This is a genomic window from Pseudomonadota bacterium (genome assembly GCA_039193195.1).
GTDB lineage: Bacteria > Pseudomonadota > Gammaproteobacteria > Steroidobacterales > JBCBZW01 > JBCBZW01.
On sequence record JBCCWS010000007.1, the window covers coordinates 1 to 19870 of the forward strand.

Here is a 19870-nt window from a genome sequence, read left to right on the forward strand (position 1 = left end):
GATGGTGATGCCGGGCGACAACATCAAGCTTGGCGTGGAGTTGATTGCACCGATCGCGATGGAGGAAGGCCTGCGCTTCGCCATCCGCGAGGGTGGCCGCACGGTGGGTGCGGGCGTGGTGGCGAAGATCCTCGAGTGATCTCGCGCCTGCACTTAGAGAACTGAAGGAAACCTACACGTGGCAAATCAGAACATCCGTATCCGGCTCCGCGCTTTCGATTACAAGCTGATCGATAGCTCGGCCCGGGAGATCGTCGAAACCGCGCGTCGTACTGGCGCGCAGGTCCGCGGCCCGATCCCCCTGCCGACCAAGAAGGAGCGCTTCACGGTGCTGATCTCCCCGCACGTCAACAAGGACGCGCGAGACCAGTACGAGTTGCGCACGCACAAGCGTCTGATGGACATCGTCGACCCGACGGACAAAACCGTTGACGCCCTCATGAAGCTCGAGCTGCCGGCCGGTGTGGACGTGCAGATCAAGCTGCAGGCCGGGGCTTAAACAACCCCGGCGACGCGAGGGGCGACCGTCCTGCCGGGAGCGGTCGCCTTAACTGCCTTCCGCTGCGCCTTCGGCGTTGACGTAGGCGAATATCGTGCTAACATTTCCGGCTCTCCCCGGCTCGGGCACGAGTTCCGTTATCCAGGCCGTGGCTTAAGACTGGCTGATCACCGAGATCTACCCGCGGCTTTGACCGCCGTCGGCGCGCCTTTCTGCGCGTGGATGGATCCCCTGCGCTGACGTTGGCGCCGCCTCCGAGAGGGGTGTGGCGGCCTGCCAGCCGGTGACATTCGAGGATTTGACGATGCCCATTGGTGTAGTCGGCCGCAAACGCGGTATGACGCGGATCTTTACTGAAAACGGCGAGTCGGTGCCCGTCACCGTGATCGAGGCCACCCCCAACCGGGTGACCCAGGTCAAGGGGCAGGACACGGACGGCTACACGGCACTGCAAGTTACCGCGGGCGAGAAGCGTCGCTCACGCGTTTCAAAGGCGGCCGCCGGGCACTTCGCCAAGGCCGACGTGGCGCCGGGTACCGGCCTGTGGGAGTTCCGCGTCTCCGATGCCGAGCTTGAGGGTATGTCGGCGGGCAGCGAGATCACCGTCGAGGCCTTCGAGGCCGGCCAAAAGGTCGACGTGGTCGGCACGACCGTCGGTAAGGGGTTCGCCGGTGCGATCAAGCGGCACAACTTCCGCACCCAGGACGCCACGCACGGCAACTCCCTAGCCCACCGGGCGCCTGGCTCCATCGGCCAGAATCAGACGCCGGGCCGCGTGTTCAAGGGTAAGAAGATGTCGGGGCACATGGGGAACAAGCGCCGCACGGCGCAAAATCTGGAGGTCGTTCGCGTGGACGCTGAGCGCAACCTCCTGCTGATCAAGGGTGCCGTACCGGGCGCCGCCGGCAGCGACGTCATCGTGCAGCCGGCCGTGAAGACGAGGACGGCCTGATGGAACTTCAGCTCACGGGCGGTCAAGGTAGTGTTGATATCTCCGACACCACCTTCGGCCGCGAATACAACGAAGCGCTGGTGCACCAGCTGGTCGTGGCCTACATGGCCAAGGGCCGTGCCGGAAGCAAAGCGCAGAAGACGCGTTCCGACGTCAGCGGCGGCGGCATCAAGCCTTGGCGTCAGAAGGGCACTGGTCGCGCCCGCGCCGGTACCATTCGCAGCCCCATCTGGCGCGGGGGCGGTCGAGCCTTCGCCGCTCGCCCGCGGAACTTCGAACAGAAGGTCAACCGAAAGGCCTATCGCGCAGGCATGCGTTCCATCCTGTCGGAGCTCGTGCGGCAGGACCGATTGCACGTCGTCGAGTCCGTCGCCGTGGCAGAACCCAAGACCAAGGCCCTGCTCGCGTGGCTGGCCGGTGTCGACGTGGCAGCAGACTGCGCCATCATCGTCGGTGCAGCCCCCGACGCGCTGGTCCTCGCGGCCCGCAATCTGCCCCACGTCGAAGTGCTCGAAGCTAAGGCGGTCAACCCCGTCAGCCTCCTGCGCAATGCTCGCGTGGTCATCGACACGGCCGCACTCACGCACATCGAGGAGGCCTGGCAATGAGCCAAGAGCGTCTCATGACCCTGCTCCTCGGTCCGCACGTGTCCGAGAAGTCCACGCGCGTGGCGGATCAGTCTAATCAGGTGGTCTTCAAGGTGCGCCGCGATGCTAGCAAGCCCGAGATCGCCCAGGCGGTCGAGCTGATGTTCGACGTCAAGGTAGACAGCGTTCAGGTGGTCAACCACCGCGGCAAAATTAAGCGCTTCGGTTCCCGCTTCGGCCGTAGGTCGGACTGGAAGAAAGCCTACGTGACCCTAGCAGAGGGCCACGACATCGATTTCCTCGACGCCGCCGAGTAATAGCGCGTCGACGTAACGAATAGCGAGAGTCGCAGCGATGGCAGTTCAAAAGACCAAACCCACCTCCGCCGGCCGGCGCTTCGTCGTCAAGGTCAAGGCGAGTGGGCTGCACACGGGCAAGCCCTACGAGCCTCTCGTAGCGAGCAAGTCCCGCAGCGGTGGGCGCAACAACGCAGGTCGTATCACCACCCGACATCGTGGTGGTGGTCACAAGCAGCGCTATCGCGTCGTCGACTTCAAGCGTGACAAGGACAGCATCCCGGCCAAGGTGGAGCGTCTCGAGTACGACCCTAATCGGTCCGCTAACCTCGCGCTGCTGCTCTACGCGGACGGCGAGCGCCGCTACATCATTGCGCCCAAGGGTGTGGAAACCGGCACGCCTATAATGTCCGGCACAGATGCACCGATTAAGCCCGGCAACTGCCTGCCGCTGCGAAATATCCCGGTGGGTTCGGTCGTGCACTGCATAGAGCTGAAGCCTGGCTGCGGCGCTCAGCTCGCGCGCTCGGCCGGCGCGAGCGTGCAGCTGGCTGCGCGCGAGGGTCGCTACGCCACCCTGCGCCTGCGTTCCGGCGAGATGCGCAAGGTACTTGCCGAGTGCCGCGCGACCGTGGGTGAGGTCGGGAACGACGAGCACTCCTTGCGCAAGCTTGGTAAAGCGGGCGCCACGCGCTGGCGCGGTGTTCGCCCAACCGTTCGCGGTGTGGCTATGAACCCGGTCGACCACCCGCACGGTGGTGGTGAAGGTCGTACCTCCGGTGGTCGTCATCCGGTGAGCCCGTGGGGTACCCCCACCAAGGGCTACAAGACGCGTAACAACAAGCGCACGGACAACATGATCGTCCGTCGCCGTCGTAAGAAGTAAGGGGTTGGTGAAGTGCCACGTTCGGTAAGAAAAGGGCCTTTCGTCGACGAGCATCTGGCGAAGAAGGTGGAGGCAGCGGTCTCCGCTAACGATCGCCGTCCGATCAAGACCTGGTCGCGGCGCTCGATGATTCTCCCGGACATGGTGGGTCTCACCATTGCCGTGCACAACGGTCGTCAGCACGTGCCCGTGCTGGTGTCGGAAAACATGGTCGGCCCCAAGCTCGGTGAGTTCGCGCCCACGCGCACTTACAAGGGCCACGTGGCAGACAAGAAGACCCGCTGATAGGAGTGGGAACGATGGAAGTTTCAGCGAAGCTCCGCTACGCCCGCATCTCACCGCAGAAGTGTCGCCTGGTGGCTGACATGGTCCGTGGTAAGCCGGTCGGTCAGGCGTTGCAGACCCTCATGTTTACGCCTAAGAAGGCTGCCGGCATCGTGCGCAAGGTCCTCGAGTCGGCCATCGCCAATGCTGAGCACAACCATGGGGCCGACATCGACGAGCTGCGCGTGGCCTCCATCATGGTCGACGAGGCGCCCCGCTTCCGCCGCTACCAGGCGCGGGCAAAGGGTCGTGGCACGCGCATCATCAAGCGCAACAGCCACATCACCATCCGCGTTGCGGACGATAGTTAAGGTCAGGGCTTAAACGATGGGTCAGAAGGTCAATCCGATCGGTCTGCGTCTCGGCATCACCCGCGAGTGGTCCTCGCGTTGGTTTGCCGATTCCAAGACGTTCCCCGATTACGTGCACAGCGATCACGTCATCCGCACGTTCTTGAAGAAGCGTCTGTCGCAGGCGTCCGTGAGCCGCATCCAGATCGAGCGTCCCGCTCGCAAGTGTCACATCACCATTCACACGGCGCGTCCGGGTGTTGTGATCGGCAAGAAGGGTGAGGACATCGAGAAGCTACGTCGCGAGACGGCCAAGCTCCTGGGCATGGGCCTGGGTGACGTGCGCATTTCGATCGCGGAGATCCGCAAGCCTGAGCTCGACGCGCAGCTGGTGGCCGAGGGCCTGGCCCAGCAGCTGGAGCGTCGCGTGATGTTCCGTCGCGCCATGAAGCGGTCACTGACCAACACCATGCGCCTCGGCGCGGGCGGCGTGAAGATTCGCGTCGCCGGTCGCCTGAACGGTGCTGAGATCGCTCGCGCCGAGTGGACGCACGAAGGCCGCGTGCCGCTGCACACGTTGCGCGCTGAGGTCGACTACGGGTTCGCCGAAGCCAATACCACCTACGGTGTGATCGGCGTGAAGGTGTGGATCTTCAAGGGTGAGGTTTTCGACGAGCTCGAAATTGCCGAACCCGAGGCGGAGGCTCCGACCCCCGCTGCTGCTCAGGGGTAAGCCCACATGCTTCAGCCCAAGAGAACCAAGTTCCGCAAGCAGATGAAGGGCCGCAACCGCGGTCTGGCTCATCGCGGCTCCACCGTGTCTTTCGGCGAGTTCGGCCTGAAGGCGACGGAGCGCGGGCAGATCACCGCACGACAGATCGAGGCGGGTCGTCGCGCGATCACCCGTCACATCAAGCGTGGCGGCAAGATCTGGATCCGCGTGTTCCCGGACAAGCCGATTACCAAGAAGCCTCTCGAGGTTCGTCAGGGTAAGGGCAAGGGGAGCGTCGAATACTGGGTCTGCCAGATCCAGCCCGGGCGCATGCTTTACGAGATGGAAGGTGTGAGCGAGCCCGTCGCGCGTGAGGCCTTCCGCCTCGCCGCTGCGAAGCTGCCGTTCGCCACGTCTTTCGTGTCTCGACAGATCCTGTAAGGCGGTTGTCGTGAAGATTGACGAGCTGCGCGGCAAGTCGCGCGAAGAACTCAATGAGACGTTGCTGGAGCTGCGTCGTGAGCAGTTCAACCTGCGCATGCAGCAGGCATCGGGCCAGCTGGCCCAGACCGATCAGGTCAAGAAGGTCCGCCGCGACATCGCGCGGGTCAAGACGGTAATGACCGATCTGCACAACGCAGCGGCAACGGAGTAAAGCGACGTGAGCGACGGCAACGACACTGGCACCGACAACAAGGTGATTCGCACAGTGCAGGGACGTGTGGTCAGCAACAAGATGGATCGCACGATCACGGTGGCGATCGAGCGCCGCGTGAAGCACCCGCTGTACGGCAAGTTCGTGCGTCAGACCACTAAGCTGATGGCCCACGACCAGGACAACGACTGCCGGATTGGCGATGTCGTGCAGATCCGCGAGTGCCGACCGATGTCGAAGCATAAGTCGTGGCAGCTGGTGAACGTGGTGGAGCGCGCACCGGAGCGGTGATCGCAGGGTAACGAGTGACTCGCTGCCTCTTGCGAACGAGGCGCGGCTGAGTCGCTCACTGGACAGCAAGGCCGAGCGGACGCGAAGGGCGACCGAGGCCAGCCGGGAGCGGACAGATGATTCAGATGCAGACAGTGTTGAGCGCGGCCGACAACAGCGGTGCCCGCAAGGTCATGTGCATCAAGGTGCTGGGCGGCTCGAAGCGTCGCTACGCCGGGGTCGGTGACATCATCAAGGTGAGCGTCAAGGACGCCATCCCTCGCGGCAAGGTGAAGAAGGGCGAGATCTACAACGCTGTGGTGGTTCGCACGCGCAAGGGCGTGCGCCGTCCAGATGGTTCGCTGATCCGTTTCGACGGCAACGCAGCCGTGCTGCTGAATAACCGCCTCGAGCCGATCGGCACGCGTATCTTTGGCCCGGTTACGCGCGAACTGCGTACCAGCAACTTCATGAAGATCATCTCGCTCGCACCGGAAGTGCTGTAAGCGGGCGCGGCGAGAGGAAGAGACGATGAACAAGATCCGACAGGGTGACGAGGTGATCGTCATCACGGGCAAAGACAGGGGGCGGCGCGGTTCCGTCACTCAGGTGCTGGGTAACGGCCGCGTGCTCGTTGAAGGCATCAACATGGTTAAGAAGCACCAGCGTCCGAACCCGCAGGCCGGCGTGGCTGGCGGGATCGTCGAGAAGGAGATGCCCATGTCCATCTCCAACGTGATGCTGTTCAACCCGGCCACCTCCAAGGGTGACCGCGTGGGCATCCGCGTGCTCGACGACGGCGACGGTGGTTCGCGCAAGGTGCGCTATTTCAAGTCCAACGGCGAAGTCGTGGACATCTGAGGTTACGGCGATGGCTAGGCTGCAAGAGTTCTACAGAGAGACCGTGGTCCCCCAGCTTCGCGAGAAGCTGCAGATCGAGAACGTGATGGAAGTGCCACGGCTCGAGAAGATCACCGTGAACATGGGCGTCGGCGAAGCGGTTGCCGACCGCAAGGTCATGGAGCACGCCGTAGGCGACCTGACGGCGCTGTCGGGCCAAAAGCCTGTCATCACGCTGGCGCGCAAGTCTGTCGCCAGCTTCAAGATCCGCGACGGCTACCCATGCGGATGCAAGGTTACGCTTCGCCGCGAGCGCATGTACGAGTTCCTTGATCGCCTGATCGCTATCGCGATTCCTCGTATCCGCGACTTTCGCGGCCTGAATCCCAAGGGATTCGATGGTCGCGGCAACTACAACATGGGTGTGAAGGAACAGATCATCTTCCCCGAGATCGACTACGACACGATCGACACGATACGGGGTATGGATATCTGCTTCACCACCTCCGCCCACAGCGACGAACACGGGCGCGCATTGCTGGAAGCCTTCAGCTTCCCGTTCCGCAAGTAAGGGAAGGTACCGAAGAGCATGGCTAAGAAGTCGATGATTCAGCGTGAGGTGAAGCGCCGCAAGACGGCAGCAAAGTTCGCCGACAAGCGCGCGAAGCTGAAGGCGGTCATTGGGTCGGCGATGAGCACCGACGATGAGCGCATGGAGGCGATGGCGCAGCTGCACAAGCTTCCACGCGACGCCGGACCCACGCGTCAGCGCAATCGCTGCAGCATCTCAGGTCGTCCGCACGGCTACTACCGCAAGTTCGGTCTCGCACGGAACAAGCTGCGTGAAGCGGCAATGCACGGTGAAATCCCGGGTCTGCGCAAGGCGAGCTGGTAAGGGAGCTACGAACAATGAGCATGTCTGATCCTATCGCCGATCTGCTGACCCACATTCGTAATGGTCAGCGCGCGTCGAAGCAGAGCGTCACCTTGCCCTCCTCGAAGGCCAAGCTCGCCATCTGCGCCGTGTTGCGCGATGAAGGCTACATCGAGGACTTCATGGCGGCTGATGCCGGCAATAATCTCAGCAAGCTCACGGTGAAGCTTAAGTATTTCGAAGGTAAGCCTGTGATAGATCGCCTCGATCGGGTAAGCCGTCCAGGCCTGCGGATCTACCGCGGCAAAGATGATCTGCCCAAGGTCCTCGGCGGACTGGGTGTCGCCATCGTCTCCACGTCTCAAGGCGTGATGAGCGATCGAGCGGCCCGCGCCAAGGGTCAGGGTGGCGAGGTGCTATGCGTCGTTTCCTGATGCAGCTAGCAGTAGTACCCGCAACACAGCGTTAAGGCAGCAGAGCAATGTCTAGAGTAGCGAAGAAGCCTATCGACATCCCGAAGGGTGTCGAAGTGTCCATCAGGGATAACGTGGTGCACGTGAAGGGCCCGAAAGGCGCGCTGACCCAGGAGGTCCACCCTCAGGTGGAGCTTACCCAGGAAGACGCGCAGCTGAAGGTCGCCCCGCGCAAACCCGACTCGATGGCCATCGCGGGCACCATGCAGGCGCTCGTTGCCAACATGTGCAAGGGCGTGAGCGAGGGCTTCGAGCGCAAGCTGCAGCTCGTGGGCGTCGGCTATCGTGCCCAGGCGAAGGGCAAGAGCCTGAACATCGCCGTTGGCTTCTCGCACCCGGTGGATTTTCCGGTGCCAGAGGGGTTGACCATCGAGACGCCGAGCCAGACCGAGATCGTCATCAAGGGAGCGGACAAGCAGCAGGTCGGTCAAGCCGCCGCCAACATCCGTGCCTACCGCCCGCCTGAGCCCTACAAAGGCAAGGGTATCCGCTACGCCGATGAGTACGTGGCGATTAAGGAAGCGAAGAAGAAGTAAGTAGGCCATGCGCCCTTACGGAACCAACCGTCAGAGTCAGTCATGAACAAACGCAATGCTCGTCAGCGCCGCGCGACCAAGACCCGCGCGAAGATCCGCACCCTCGCCAAGCCGCGCCTGTCGATTCACCGCACGCCGCGTCATATCTACGCTCAGGTGATCTCGGCCGACGGCGGGCAGGTTGTTGCCAGCGCGTCCACCGTGGCTAAGGCGCTACGCGAGGGGATCGACAAGAGTGGCAACGTCGACGCGGCGCGCGCGGTAGGTCAGGCCGTCGCCCAGGCATCGGTTGCAGCCGGGGTTACTGCGGTCGCGTTTGATCGCTCTGGGTTCCGTTACCACGGGCGAGTGAAGGCGTTGGCGGAAGCCGCGCGCGAGGGCGGTCTGCAGTTCTAAGCGAGCGCAGGCAACACCAAGAACATCTCAAGGTAAGCATCGAATATGGCTAGGGGCGAACAGAACGCAAGCGACGATTTCATCGAGAAGCTCGTCGCCGTGAATCGCGTAGCGAAGGTGGTTAAGGGTGGTCGCCAATTTGGCTTCACGGCTCTCACCGTGGTCGGCGATGGCAACGGCCAGGTCGGCTTCGGCTACGGCAAGGCTCGCGAGGTGCCCGGCGCCATCCAGAAGGCGATGCAGGCTGCTCGCAAGAGCTTGCATTCCGTGCCCCTGCGCGACGATACCCTGCAGCACGAGCTGCACGGCCGCCACGGCGCCACGCGCGTGTTCATGCAGCCCGCCTCTGACGGTACGGGCATCATCGCCGGCGGTGCGATGCGCGCTGTGCTCGAAGCGGCTGGCGTGCGCAACGTGCTCGCTAAGTCCTACGGCTCGCGCAACCCGATCAACGTGGTGCGCGCGACCGTGAATGCCCTTGCCAGCATGCGATCGCCCAAGTCCGTCGCCGCCAAACGCGGCAAAGCGGTCGAAGAGATCGTGGGTTGAGCGGGAGACGAGAATCGTGACTGACGCGAAGAAGATCCGGATCACGCAGATCCGCAGCAAGCACGGCCGCCTGAAGGCGCACCAAGCCTGTCTGATGGGCTTAGGGCTGCGGCGCATCCACCATACGGTGGAAGTGGCCGACACCCCCGAGAATCGGGGCATGATCAATCGAGTCTCCTTCATGCTCAAGGTGGAGGAGGCGGCGAGCTGAGTGCTCGTGGCTGTTAACGGGGCAAGCAAACGATGCACCTGAATACGATCAAGCCCGGTGAGGGCGCACGTAAGCCTGGCAAGCGCAAAGGTCGCGGCGAGTCGGCGGGCCAGGGCAAGACCTGTGGCCGCGGTGTGAAGGGCCAGCATGCCCGCTCCGGTGGCTTCCACAAGGTGGGTTTCGAGGGCGGCCAGATGCCCCTGCAGCGGCGCTTGCCGAAGGTGGGTTTCCGCTCGCGCACGCAGCGTTTCGTTGACGAGATTCGTCTCGGCGAGCTCGCCAAGGCGGCTGCAGCGTCGGAAGACGGTACGACCGTGGACCTTCTCTCTCTACGCAAGGCCCGCCTGATCACCTCTCTCATCCGTGAGGCGCGCGTGATTAGCTCCGGCAGCGTGGAGAGCGCGGTGACGGTTCGCGGCCTGAAGGTGACGAAGGGCGCCCGCGCCGCGATCGAGGCGGCCGGTGGCAAGGTCGAAGATTGACCCATCGCTGAGCTACGCAAGAAAGAACTAAGCACAAAGGCCGGCACAGGGTGTCGACACGGGCGAGGGCCCGGGAGTACGTAAGTGGCACGTTCGATGACAGGTAAAAACCAGGCAGCTATGGCCGCCGCCGCTGGCGGTGCCACGGGCGGCAAGCTCACGGAGCTGCGCCAGCGCCTGATGTTTTTGATCGGCGCCCTGATCGTCTATCGCATCGGCACGTTCATTCCGGTGCCGGGGATCGATCCGGAAGCGCTCGCGCAGCTGTTTGAGAACCAGGGCAGCGGCTCGGTGTTGAACCTTTTCAACATGTTCTCCGGCGGCGCCCTCGAGCGTCTTAGCATCTTCGCCCTCGGGATCATGCCGTACATCAGCATGTCCATCATCATGCAGATGATGTCTGTGATCCTGCCCAGCCTGGCCGCCCTGAAGAAGGAAGGCGAAGCCGGTCGACGCAAGATCACTCAGTACACTCGCTACGGCACGGTGGTGCTGGCGACCTTCCAGTCCGTGGCGGCCGCGTTAGCATTGCAGAGCCAGAACCTGGTCATCACCCCGGGCGTTCCCTTCGTGTTCACCGCGGCCGTGACCTTGGTCACCGGCACCGTGTTCCTCATGTGGCTGGGCGAGCAAATCACTGAGCGGGGTATCGGCAACGGTATCTCCATGATCATTCTAGCCAGCATCCTGTCCGGCCTTCCCGCGGCGGTCGGGGGAACGATCAACCTCGTGGCTACCGGCCAGATGCAGAACTGGGTTGCCATCATTCTTTTTGTGCTAGTGCTCGCGGTCACGGCCTTCGTGGTGTTTGTCGAGCGCGCGCAGCGCCGCATCACCGTCAACTACGCGAAGCGCCAGCAGGGGCGCCGCGTGTTTCAAGGCCAACAGAGCCATCTGCCATTCAAACTGAACATGAGTGGTGTTATCCCGCCGATCTTCGCGTCGAGCTTGATCCTGTTCCCGGCCACCATCGCAGGCTGGGTCAGCGGCTCTAGTGCTGACGGTCTCGGTTGGCTGCAGCGCTTTGCGGCAACGCTCGCCCCGGGCCAGCCGATCTACACGCTGACCTACGGCGCACTAATCATATTCTTTTGCTTCTTCTATACCGCCCTCATGTTCAATTCCCGTGAGACGGCCGACAACTTGAAGAAGTCGGGAGCATTCATCCCCGGAATTCGGCCGGGTCGCCAAACTGGCGAGTACATCGACACAGTGCTTACGCGTCTTACCCTCTGGGGTGCCCTGTACGTGACCGCCGTGTGCTTGATGCCGGAGTTCATGATCATGCAGTTCCAGGTACCGTTCTACTTTGGCGGTACTTCTCTGCTGATCATTGTGGTGGTCGTAATGGACTTCATGGCGCAGGTTCAGGCGCACATGATGTCGCACCAGTACGAAGGCCTGATGAAGAAGGCAAACCTGAAGGGCTACAGCCGTTCGGGCGCCGGTCAGGTGAGGTAAGGAGAGCGTCATGAAGGTCCGCGCGTCGGTCAAAAAAATGTGCCGTAACTGCAAGATAATCAAGCGGAACGGCGTCATTCGGGTGATCTGTAGTTCGGAGCCCAAGCACAAGCAGCGCCAGGGCTAATCCCCAGCGCGTTCCGATCGTGCGCCGTGTAGGGGCACGACGGTTAGAGGAAGACCAGGAGTCAGGTAAATGGCCCGCATCGCAGGCATCAACATTCCGGCCCACAAGCACACGGTGATCGCGCTGACGTCGATCTACGGCATCGGCCGTACGACGGCGAAGCACATCTGCGCGAGCGCCAACGTGGAGCCGAGCACCAGGATTCGCGATCTCACCGAGGAGGAGGTTAGCCTCCTGCGTAACGAGGTGGGGCGTTACACGGTGGAGGGTGACCTGCGACGTGAGGTCAACCTCAACATCAAGCGACTGATGGACCTCGGGACCTACCGCGGCATCCGTCACCGTCGTGGACTGCCGCTGCGTGGTCAGCGCACTCGCACCAACGCGCGCACCCGCAAGGGCCCGCGTCGCATCATCAAGAAGTAAGGCAGCGATAAGCCATGGCGAAGCAGCAAACGAAGAAGAAGGTCAAGAAGCAGGTCATCGATGGCATTGCCCACATCCAGGCCTCCTTCAACAACACCATCATCACGATCACCGATCGTCAGGGCAACGCACTCTCTTGGGCGACCTCGGGAGGCTGCGGCTTCCGCGGTTCGCGCAAGAGCACGCCGTTCGCCGCGCAGGTGGCTGCCGAACGCGCCGGCCAGGCCGCACAGGACTACGGGTTAAAGAACCTGGAAGTTCGCGTGCGTGGGCCCGGTCCTGGCCGCGAGTCCGCCGTGCGTGCGTTGAATGCCGTGGGCTACCGCATCACCAGCATCGAAGACGTCACGCCGATTCCGCACAACGGCTGTCGCCCGTCGAAGAAGCGTCGGGTTTAAGGATATCTAAGGTATGGCTAAGTACACCGGTCCGAAGTGCAAGCTCTCCCGTCGTGAGGGCACCGATCTGTTTCTGAAGAGTGGCATCAAGCCGCTCGAGTCGAAGTGCAAGTCTGAAGTGCTGCCGGGCGGTGCCCAGGCGCGTCGTACTCGCTTGTCCGACTACGGCCTGCAGCTGCGCGAGAAGCAGAAGCTGCGCCGCATGTACGGCGTGCTGGAGAAGCAGTTCCGCAACTACTACAAGAGCGCTGCGGGGCAGAGGGGCTCCACCGGTGAGAACCTGCTGCGCATGCTCGAGTGTCGCCTCGACAATGTGGTCTACCGCATGGGCTTCGCTACCACGCGTGCCGAGGCGCGCCAGTTGGTGAACCACCGTGGTGTGACCGTCAACGGCACCACCGTCAACGTGCCTTCCTACCAGTGCGCAGGGGGTGACACGGTGCAGCTGCGGGAACGTGCCCGCAAGCAGTCCCGCGTGCAGGCTGCGCGCGAGATCGCAACTCAGGTTGGTCTGCCCGAGTGGGTAGAGGTGAACGAGCAGGAGATGAGCGGCGTCTTCAAGGCGGCGCCCGAACGCGATGACATCCTGCCGGACATCAACGAAAACCTGGTCGTCGAGCTTTACTCGAGGTAAACCGCTACATGGCAGCAGCATTGACAGAGTTCCTTCGTCCGAAAGTCGTCAAGGTCGACAAGATCACCGATCATCATGCGAAGATCGTGATCGAGCCGATGGAGCGTGGCTTTGGCCACACGCTAGGCAACGCGTTGCGCCGCATCCTGCTTTCTTCCATGCCGGGCTGCGCGATCGTCGAATCTGAGATCGAAGGGGTTCTGCACGAGTACACGAGCATCGAGGGCGTGCAGGAGGATGTTGTCGACATCCTGCTGAACCTCAAGCTTGTGGCGATCCGCATGCACGCGCGCGACGAGGCGATGCTCACTCTGACCAAGAGCGGCCCGGGGCCGGTCTACGCGGGCGACATCGACACGGGTCATGACATCGAGATCGTCAACCCAGAGCTAGTGATTTGCACGCTCAACGAGAGTGGCTCGATCAACATGAACCTGCGCGTTGTGAAGGGTCGCGGCTTCCAGCCGGCGGCCCAGCGCGCCAGCTTCGACGAGGTCTCGCGCCCGATCGGTCGCCTGCTCCTCGATGCCAGCTTCAGCCCGATCCGCAAAGTCAGCTACACGGTGGAGTCCGCTCGCGTCGAGCAGCGCACGAACCTGGACAAGCTGATCCTGGACGTGGAAACCAACGCCACCATCGAGCCTGACGAAGCCATTCGTCGCGCCGGTGGCATCCTAAAGGACCAACTCTCCGTATTCGTCGATTTGCCGACGCAGCCGGAAGAGGTGGAAACCAAGCAGGATACGATCGACCCGATGCTGCTGCGTCCGGTGGACGAGCTCGAGCTCACCGTACGCTCGCTCAACTGCCTAAAGGCAGAGAACATCAATTACATCGGTGACCTGGTCCAGCGCACCGAGGTGGAGCTGCTCCGCACGCCCAACCTCGGTAAGAAGTCGCTCAACGAGATCAAGGAAGTGCTGGAAAGCCACAGCCTTGGACTCGGCATGCGCCTGGACGGCTGGCCGCCATCGAACTTGAGCCAGGACGATCCGTTCTCACGGATCTGACCGATTAACGGGATAGAAGACCATGCGCCATCGTCATTCCGGCCGCCAACTGAACCGCAACTCGTCGCACCGAAAGGCGATGTTCCGCAACATGTCCGCCAGCATGCTCACCCACGAGACGATTCGTACGACCCTCGCGAAGGCGAAAGAGCTGCGCCGTCACGTCGAGCCGCTTATCACGCTGGCCAAGACCGACAGCGTTGCCAACCGTCGCCTTGCCTTCGATCGCCTGCGTGACAAGGCAGTGGTCGCTAAGCTCTTCACGGACATCGCGCCCCGCTTCAAGGACCGCCCTGGAGGTTACCTGCGCATTCTGAAGCTGGGCCCACGCCCGGGGGATGCTGCGCCGATGGCGCTCGTGCAGCTTGTCGAACTCGGCGAGCCGCAGACGCAAGGCGCGGACGTGGCGGCCGAAGCCTAGCGACTGGTCAGCCGCTGGAGCGCTGGTGTACTCCGCGCTGATGATGAGCTGATGATTAATCGAGAGAAAGGGGCTTAGGCCCCTTTTTTCGTGGAGCCAATCGGCGCGCGACAGATGCGGTCACTGTGGGCTGGTGGTGAATGAAGGTCGCGCAGGCGAATAAGAAAGATAGGTACCTGTCACCCTATGCCCACGAAGGTCTAGTTTGGGTGCAGCGGCCACACCAAGGGGATCAGCGCGATCGCCGTAGCGCCTAGTAATAGGTTCAGCGGGATACCGAAGCGCAGATAGTCTGAGAATCGGTAGCCGCCGGGGCCGTAGACCATCAAGTTCGTTTGGTATCCTATCGGTGTGGCAAAGCTGGCGGAGGCAGCCATGGCGATGGCGACGGCGTACGGCAGCACGCTGACGCCCAGCGACTCAGCACCCGCCACGGCGATAGGGAACATTAGCACCGCAGCGGCGGCGTTGGTAATGAGTGATGTCATCAACACCGTCATCACGTAGACCGCAGCTAGCAGCAGCACAGGGTTGCCGTCGGTGACCGTCAACATGGTGGTGGCTAGCCAGGCTGCCGCCCCGGATGCTTCCACTGCCTGACCGATGCCATAGGCTGCGGCGATCACTACGACCACCTGAGTATCGACGCTGTTGCGTGCGATGGATCCCGTGCAACATCGCGTCAGCACCATTGCGCCAGCCCCGAGCAACGCTGCCTGCAGCATGCTGGTGATGCCGGTTGCTGCCAGCAGCACCATGGCGCACAGGATCAGCCACGCGACGCCGGCTCGCTCGTGGCGCGGCGGCCGTGCGTCATGGATTGGGCGCAGGAGCAGGAAATCGCGGGAGTTGCGGTAGCGGCGCGAGAAGCCTTCCTCGGCTTCCAGCAGCAGCGTGTCCCCAGCGTGCAGCCGGATGTCTCCTAGCTTGCGCGCGATGCGCTGACCGTCGCGGGCGACGGCGATGACCACGGCGCCGTAGCGCCGGCGGAAGCGCGATTCCTTCACTGTCTTGTAGGCTGTTGGGCTGGTGGGCGAAACCACGGCCTCGATGAACTCGCGTGACCTGCGAGGGGAATCGAGCTTAAACAGCTGATCCGTAGCCGGCTGAAGGCCGCGAATCCGCTGTAGGTCGATAATGGACTCGGTCACCCCCGCGAACACCAGTCGGTCGCCAGCGTGGAGCATCTCTTTTGGGGTCACTGCTGGCAACACGTCGCCGTCGCGATCGATCTCGATCAGATACAGGCCTGGGAGATTTCGTAGCTGGGCCTGCTCCACGGTCTGCCCCACGAGCGGGCCCTCGGGCTCGACGATCATCTCTACCGTGTACTCGCGTGGATTGCGAAGCTCTTCCACCGATGCATCGCGGTCGGGCAGCAGGCGATGAGATGTCAGCAGTACGTAGGCGATGCCGATGATCGCCGACGGGACACCCACCAGGGCGAGCTCAGCGAAGGCGAGGCCGCGCACCTGTGGCTGCGCCAGCAGTAGACCATTTACGATTAGGTTCGTGGAGGTGCCTACGAGCGTGCAGCTCCCGCCGAGGATGGCGGCGTAGGACATGGGCATCATCAAACGCGATGGCGAAATGCGCATTTTTTTGGCCCAGTCCAGCACCGCGGGGATAAAGCAGGCCACGACCGGTGTATTGTTGACGAAACCACTAGCGACCGTGACCGGGAGCATCAATAGCAGCTGGGCAGATGCTACCGATCGAGCTCGGTGGAACAGGCCACGCACCACGACATCCAAAGCGCCGGTCTCGCGCAAGCCGGCGGCGACCACGTAGAGCACGGCCACGGTGATTGTTCCCTCGTTTGCGAAGCCCGCCAGGCCGCTCGCTGCGCCGATGACGCCGCCGCCGAGCAATACGGTCAGTCCGCCCATGAGCACGATGTCAGGAGCGGCGCGGGTGAAGACGAGGGTGCCGACGCATCCGAACAGGACGGCAACGGTCACCAGAAGATCGAGAGTCAAAGGAGCTCCAAGCAACGCGCCGCGTTGCTGGCGGCAGCCTCGGGAGTATAGCGGTCAGTGCTGGCGGTAGCGGATCTCGATACGGTAGTGCAGCTCGTGAAGGCAGCGGCGCTGCGAGGCGCCGGGAGGTGACTCTACGCCAGCACACACACCTGTACCAACCACCTTGGTGCGGCTAGCGGACATGGCGCGATCGATGAGCCCGAGTAGTTCGAAACCGCCCTGGCGGCAGCTGGGATTCTTACAGCGGAAACTCAGGCTGGCGCGGGACCTTGCATCGAAGGTACGCGTGTGTGGACGTGTGCCGTGCTCGCCGTCAGGGGAGGAGAAGCGCAGGGTCATGGCGACCGTATCAACCTCGGGGTACACGGTACCTAGCTGCGGGATGTCATCCAGCGCCAGTCGGCGAGGCTCACGTCCCCCCGGTGTACCGAGGAGGCGCGCAGCCACTTTGCGAAGTGAATTCAACACCCGTTCTCGCTCCTTGAGGTGTGGTGCTGCAGGGAAATTCGTCGCTTCCGGGCGACATGGGAAAGCTTGCACGAGCGAACCTGTCGTGCAACGGGTACAGGTCACAAAACGAGATGGCGCGTGCCTGGCCGCCTAAGCGTTTGAGACCGAACTGTCTCCACTTCGGGCAGGCCGCTCCCCTTGGGTAAGTAGCTGTCGCAGGAACGCACCCGTGTAGGAGTGCTCCACTTGCGCAAGAGCTTCTGGCGTACCGGTTGCCAGTACCTCACCGCCGCCCGCCCCACCTTCAGGGCCGAGATCGATCACCCAGTCGGCGGTTTTGATCACGTCCAGGTTGTGTTCGATCACGATGACCGTATTACCCGCGTCACGCAGGCGGTGGAGTACGGCAAGGAGTTGTGCCACATCGTGGAAGTGTAGGCCCGTTGTCGGCTCATCCAGCAGGTAGAGGGTGCGCCCCGTGGAGCGCTTGGCCAGCTCACGTGCTAGCTTGACTCGCTGAGCCTCACCGCCAGACAGGGTGGTGGCGCTCTGGCCGAGCTTGACGTAGGACAGGCCTACGTCGAGCACGGTCTGCAGGCGGTGGGCAATGATAGGGACGTTGGCGAAGAAGTCGCGGGCCTCCTCAATGCTCATTTCCAGGACTTCGTGAATGTTCTTTCCCTTGTAGGTGACCTCCAGCGTCTCGCGGTTGAAGCGTCGGCCGTTGCAGACATCACAGGGCACGAACACATCGGGCAGGAAGTGCATTTCAACCTTGATTACGCCATCACCCTGGCAGGCCTCGCACCGGCCGCCACGAACGTTGAAGCTGAAGCGACCTGGCTTGTAGCCCCGACTACGAGCCTCCTGGGTGCCGGCGAAGAGCTCGCGAATGGGCGTGAGTACACCGGTGTAGGTTGCAGGGTTCGAGCGCGGCGTGCGGCCGATGGGGGCCTGGCTGATGTCGATCACACGGTCGATTAGATCGAGGCCTTCGAACGCCGTATGAGGGGCGGGCTCGTCTTCCTTCTGGCCGAGGCCGGTCTTTACAGCGCGGAACAGGGTCTCGTTGATCAAGGTCGATTTGCCGGACCCCGAGACGCCGGTAACGCAAGACATCAGTCCAACTGGGAACGCAATGTCTACGTGCTTGAGGTTGTTGCCACTAGCTCCCTTGAGAAGCAGCTGCGCGTCGCCAGGCGCCTTGCGGTCCTTGGGGACCTCGATCTTGCGCTTCCCGCTAAGGTACTGACCTGTCAGGGATGCAGGGTTCGCGAGTACTTCTTGGGGCGATCCCTGTGCCACGACCTGTCCACCGTGAACGCCGGCGCCCGGGCCCATGTCTACGACGTGATTGGCGTGCAGGATTGCCTCGCTGTCATGCTCTACGACGATCACCGTGTTCCCGATATCTCGTAGGTGCTCGAGCGTGCCAAGAAGCTTCTCGTTGTCGCGCTGATGCAGTCCAATGGAAGGTTCATCCAATACGTACATGACGCCGACCAAGCCTGAGCCTATCTGGCTCGCCAGGCGGATACGCTGGGCTTCGCCGCCTGAGAGGCTGTCGGCGCTGCGGTCGAGCGATAGGTAGTTGAGTCCTACATCGACCAAAAAACCCAGGCGACTGCGAATCTCCTTCACCACCCGCTGGGCGATCTCGCCTCGCCATCCCTGCACCTTTAAGTCATCGAAGAATGCGCAGGCATCCTCGATGGAAAGAGCGGTGATCTGGGGGAGCGAGGAATCGCCCACGAACACATTGCGGGCGTACTCGTTCAGGCGGGTGCCGTGGCACGAGGGGCAGCGCCGGGTAGTTTGGAATCGCCCAAGTTCCTCGCGTACGTTCGCCGAGTCAGTCTCTCGGTAGCGCCGCTCCATGTTCGGTAGGATGCCCTCGAAGCTGTGCCGTCTCGAGGTGGTTTTGCCACGGCCATCGAGGTAGTGGAAGTCGATCTCTTCATCGCCGCTGCCGTTTAGTACGAGGTCTTGGTGACGTTCGTCCAGTGATGAAAATGGTGCCTCCAAATCGAAGCCGTAGTGCAATGCTAACGATTTCATTAGCATGAAATAGTAGGCGTTGCGTCGATACCATCCGCGAATCGCGCCGCCTGCGATAGACAGTTCCGGGTGGGTGACGATGCGGTTGGCGTCGAAGTAGCGGGTGACCCCTAGACCGTCGCAGGTTTGGCAGGCGCCGGCTGGGTTGTTGAAGGAAAACAGGCGTGGCTCGAGCTCTGGGATGCTGAATCCACAGTACCGGCAGGCGAAACGATCAGAGAAGACGATTGGGGCATCATCGGGGCGCTCAAGGCTGATCACGCTCGCGACGCCGTTGCCGAGGGCGAGCGCCGTCTCGAAGGACTCGGCGAGGCGGAGCTTGAGGTCTTCCCGCACGCGGAAGCGATCCACCACGACGTCGATGTCATGGCGCTTGCGCGCATCAAGCGACGGCGCTTCATCCAACTCGAAGAGCTCGCCGTCGATGCGGGCGCGTACAAAGCCACGCGCCCGAAGTTCATCGAACAGTGCGGCGTGCTCGCCCTTCCGGCCGCGCACCATCGGCGCGAGCAGCATCATGCGCTGCCCCTCCGGTTGGGCGAGCACTTGGTCTACCATCTGACTGACCGTTTGAGCCACGAGATCGACGTCGTGCTCGGGGCAGCGCGGGATGCCCGCGCGAGCGAAGAGAAGTCTGAGGTAGTCGTAGATCTCCGTGACCGTACCAACAGTCGATCGGGGATTGTGCGACGTGGACTTCTGTTCGATGGAGATCGCTGGCGATAGTCCATCGATATGGTCGACGTCCGGCTTTTCCATCAACGAGAGGAACTGGCGCGCGTACGCGGATAGGGACTCCACGTAACGTCGTTGACCCTCGGCGTAGATCGTGTCGAAGGCGAGCGACGACTTGCCCGAGCCAGAAAGGCCCGTGATGACGATCAATCGATCTCGCGGCAACGTGACGTCGACGTCGCGCAGATTGTGGGTGCGGGCACCCCGGACGTTGATGACGGACATGCGTTTCGCAGGGCTGGCGCCAGCGCAGGGCAAACCCCCGACTATACGACCGGGAGCTGTCCGCTGCCAAAGCGCAGGACGATTGCTTTGATCGTCTGGGGATTTGGTTCG

At 62.5% G+C, this 19870-nt stretch carries 32 protein-coding genes; 29 read left to right on the plus strand and 3 right to left on the minus strand.

All coding sequences use genetic code 11. The annotated features are described in order from the left end of the window. From tuf to rplQ, 29 genes are all read left to right on the plus strand, one after another. Window positions 1–139: elongation factor Tu (gene tuf / locus AAGA68_08460; GenBank protein ID MEM9385079.1), on the plus strand; the 139-nt coding region annotated here is incomplete at its 5' end. Between the two features lie 39 nt (window positions 140–178). After that, the gene (gene rpsJ / locus AAGA68_08465; protein ID MEM9385080.1) at window positions 179–499 is read left to right on the plus strand and encodes a 30S ribosomal protein S10; all 321 of its coding nucleotides are present in this window, start codon (window positions 179–181) and stop codon (window positions 497–499) included. A gap of 304 nt (window positions 500–803) precedes the next feature. Next, entirely contained in the window at window positions 804–1451 is a 648-nt protein-coding gene (rplC, locus tag AAGA68_08470) for a 50S ribosomal protein L3 (GenBank protein ID MEM9385081.1), read from the plus strand. Then, window positions 1451–2059: a 50S ribosomal protein L4 gene (gene rplD, locus AAGA68_08475; GenBank protein ID MEM9385082.1), complete on the plus strand. Its 609-nt coding sequence runs from the start codon at window positions 1451–1453 to the stop codon at window positions 2057–2059. The genes rplC and rplD overlap by 1 nt, the downstream gene beginning before the upstream one ends. After that, entirely contained in the window at window positions 2056–2355 is a 300-nt protein-coding gene (gene rplW / locus AAGA68_08480; GenBank protein ID MEM9385083.1) for a 50S ribosomal protein L23, read from the plus strand. The genes rplD and rplW overlap by 4 nt, the downstream gene beginning before the upstream one ends. A 37-nt stretch (window positions 2356–2392) precedes the next feature. After that, entirely contained in the window at window positions 2393–3220 is an 828-nt protein-coding gene (rplB, locus tag AAGA68_08485) for a 50S ribosomal protein L2 (protein ID MEM9385084.1), read from the plus strand. A 12-nt stretch (window positions 3221–3232) separates the two neighbouring features. After that, complete coding sequence (gene rpsS / locus AAGA68_08490) at window positions 3233–3505, plus strand: 30S ribosomal protein S19 (GenBank protein MEM9385085.1); 273 nt, start codon at window positions 3233–3235, stop codon at window positions 3503–3505. Window positions 3506–3519: 14 nt separating this feature from the next. Then, a complete protein-coding gene (gene rplV, locus AAGA68_08495) occupies window positions 3520–3855 on the plus strand; it encodes a 50S ribosomal protein L22 (GenBank protein ID MEM9385086.1) in 336 nt (111 codons plus the stop codon). 16 nt (window positions 3856–3871) lie between these two features. After that, on the plus strand, window positions 3872–4567 hold the full coding sequence (gene rpsC / locus AAGA68_08500; GenBank protein MEM9385087.1) for a 30S ribosomal protein S3: 696 nt from the start codon (window positions 3872–3874) through the stop codon (window positions 4565–4567). 6 nt (window positions 4568–4573) lie between these two features. Continuing rightward, the gene (rplP, locus tag AAGA68_08505) at window positions 4574–4987 is read left to right on the plus strand and encodes a 50S ribosomal protein L16 (protein MEM9385088.1); all 414 of its coding nucleotides are present in this window, start codon (window positions 4574–4576) and stop codon (window positions 4985–4987) included. Between the two features lie 10 nt (window positions 4988–4997). After that, window positions 4998–5201, plus strand: coding sequence for a 50S ribosomal protein L29 (gene rpmC, locus AAGA68_08510; GenBank protein ID MEM9385089.1), 204 nt, complete (start codon window positions 4998–5000; stop codon window positions 5199–5201). Between the two features lie 42 nt (window positions 5202–5243). Further along, window positions 5244–5492, plus strand: coding sequence for a 30S ribosomal protein S17 (gene rpsQ / locus AAGA68_08515; GenBank protein ID MEM9385090.1), 249 nt, complete (start codon window positions 5244–5246; stop codon window positions 5490–5492). A gap of 116 nt (window positions 5493–5608) precedes the next feature. Then, window positions 5609–5977: a 50S ribosomal protein L14 gene (gene rplN / locus AAGA68_08520; protein MEM9385091.1), complete on the plus strand. Its 369-nt coding sequence runs from the start codon at window positions 5609–5611 to the stop codon at window positions 5975–5977. Between the two features lie 25 nt (window positions 5978–6002). After that, on the plus strand, window positions 6003–6332 hold the full coding sequence (rplX, locus tag AAGA68_08525) for a 50S ribosomal protein L24 (protein ID MEM9385092.1): 330 nt from the start codon (window positions 6003–6005) through the stop codon (window positions 6330–6332). Window positions 6333–6342: 10 nt separating this feature from the next. Then, window positions 6343–6882 (plus strand): 50S ribosomal protein L5, encoded by a 540-nt coding sequence (gene rplE / locus AAGA68_08530; GenBank protein MEM9385093.1) that lies wholly within the window; start codon window positions 6343–6345, stop codon window positions 6880–6882. A gap of 18 nt (window positions 6883–6900) precedes the next feature. Beyond that, window positions 6901–7206 carry a 30S ribosomal protein S14 gene (gene rpsN, locus AAGA68_08535; protein ID MEM9385094.1) on the plus strand — a complete coding sequence of 102 codons (306 nt, stop codon included), beginning with the start codon at window positions 6901–6903 and terminating at the stop codon, window positions 7204–7206. 14 nt (window positions 7207–7220) lie between these two features. Beyond that, complete coding sequence (rpsH, locus tag AAGA68_08540; protein ID MEM9385095.1) at window positions 7221–7619, plus strand: 30S ribosomal protein S8; 399 nt, start codon at window positions 7221–7223, stop codon at window positions 7617–7619. A gap of 47 nt (window positions 7620–7666) precedes the next feature. After that, window positions 7667–8194, plus strand: a complete 528-nt coding sequence (gene rplF, locus AAGA68_08545; protein ID MEM9385096.1) for a 50S ribosomal protein L6 — start codon at window positions 7667–7669, stop codon at window positions 8192–8194. A gap of 42 nt (window positions 8195–8236) precedes the next feature. After that, window positions 8237–8590 carry a 50S ribosomal protein L18 gene (gene rplR, locus AAGA68_08550; GenBank protein MEM9385097.1) on the plus strand — a complete coding sequence of 118 codons (354 nt, stop codon included), beginning with the start codon at window positions 8237–8239 and terminating at the stop codon, window positions 8588–8590. Between the two features lie 45 nt (window positions 8591–8635). After that, on the plus strand, window positions 8636–9139 hold the full coding sequence (rpsE, locus tag AAGA68_08555) for a 30S ribosomal protein S5 (protein MEM9385098.1): 504 nt from the start codon (window positions 8636–8638) through the stop codon (window positions 9137–9139). A gap of 16 nt (window positions 9140–9155) precedes the next feature. Further along, window positions 9156–9350, plus strand: a complete 195-nt coding sequence (rpmD, locus tag AAGA68_08560) for a 50S ribosomal protein L30 (GenBank protein ID MEM9385099.1) — start codon at window positions 9156–9158, stop codon at window positions 9348–9350. Between the two features lie 32 nt (window positions 9351–9382). Continuing rightward, window positions 9383–9832 (plus strand): 50S ribosomal protein L15, encoded by a 450-nt coding sequence (gene rplO / locus AAGA68_08565; protein ID MEM9385100.1) that lies wholly within the window; start codon window positions 9383–9385, stop codon window positions 9830–9832. 96 nt (window positions 9833–9928) lie between these two features. After that, on the plus strand, window positions 9929–11293 hold the full coding sequence (secY, locus tag AAGA68_08570; GenBank protein ID MEM9385101.1) for a preprotein translocase subunit SecY: 1365 nt from the start codon (window positions 9929–9931) through the stop codon (window positions 11291–11293). Between the two features lie 10 nt (window positions 11294–11303). Beyond that, window positions 11304–11420 (plus strand): 50S ribosomal protein L36, encoded by a 117-nt coding sequence (gene rpmJ, locus AAGA68_08575; protein ID MEM9385102.1) that lies wholly within the window; start codon window positions 11304–11306, stop codon window positions 11418–11420. Window positions 11421–11489: 69 nt separating this feature from the next. Continuing rightward, entirely contained in the window at window positions 11490–11846 is a 357-nt protein-coding gene (gene rpsM / locus AAGA68_08580) for a 30S ribosomal protein S13 (protein ID MEM9385103.1), read from the plus strand. Between the two features lie 14 nt (window positions 11847–11860). After that, on the plus strand, window positions 11861–12244 hold the full coding sequence (rpsK, locus tag AAGA68_08585; GenBank protein MEM9385104.1) for a 30S ribosomal protein S11: 384 nt from the start codon (window positions 11861–11863) through the stop codon (window positions 12242–12244). 13 nt (window positions 12245–12257) lie between these two features. Next, on the plus strand, window positions 12258–12878 hold the full coding sequence (rpsD, locus tag AAGA68_08590; GenBank protein ID MEM9385105.1) for a 30S ribosomal protein S4: 621 nt from the start codon (window positions 12258–12260) through the stop codon (window positions 12876–12878). Between the two features lie 8 nt (window positions 12879–12886). After that, on the plus strand, window positions 12887–13888 hold the full coding sequence (gene rpoA, locus AAGA68_08595; protein MEM9385106.1) for a DNA-directed RNA polymerase subunit alpha: 1002 nt from the start codon (window positions 12887–12889) through the stop codon (window positions 13886–13888). A 22-nt stretch (window positions 13889–13910) separates the two neighbouring features. Next, complete coding sequence (gene rplQ / locus AAGA68_08600) at window positions 13911–14309, plus strand: 50S ribosomal protein L17 (GenBank protein MEM9385107.1); 399 nt, start codon at window positions 13911–13913, stop codon at window positions 14307–14309. Window positions 14310–14509: 200 nt separating this feature from the next. Here rplQ and AAGA68_08605 read toward each other — a convergent pair whose 3' ends face one another. The 3 genes from AAGA68_08605 to uvrA form a co-directional block, all read right to left on the minus strand. Continuing rightward, complete coding sequence (locus AAGA68_08605; GenBank protein MEM9385108.1) at window positions 14510–16288, minus strand: SLC13 family permease; 1779 nt, start codon at window positions 16286–16288, stop codon at window positions 14510–14512. 54 nt (window positions 16289–16342) lie between these two features. Then, on the minus strand, window positions 16343–16759 hold the full coding sequence (locus tag AAGA68_08610; protein MEM9385109.1) for a hypothetical protein: 417 nt from the start codon (window positions 16757–16759) through the stop codon (window positions 16343–16345). Between the two features lie 132 nt (window positions 16760–16891). Beyond that, window positions 16892–19759, minus strand: coding sequence for an excinuclease ABC subunit UvrA (gene uvrA / locus AAGA68_08615; GenBank protein ID MEM9385110.1), 2868 nt, complete (start codon window positions 19757–19759; stop codon window positions 16892–16894). Window positions 19760–19870 lie beyond the last annotated feature (111 nt).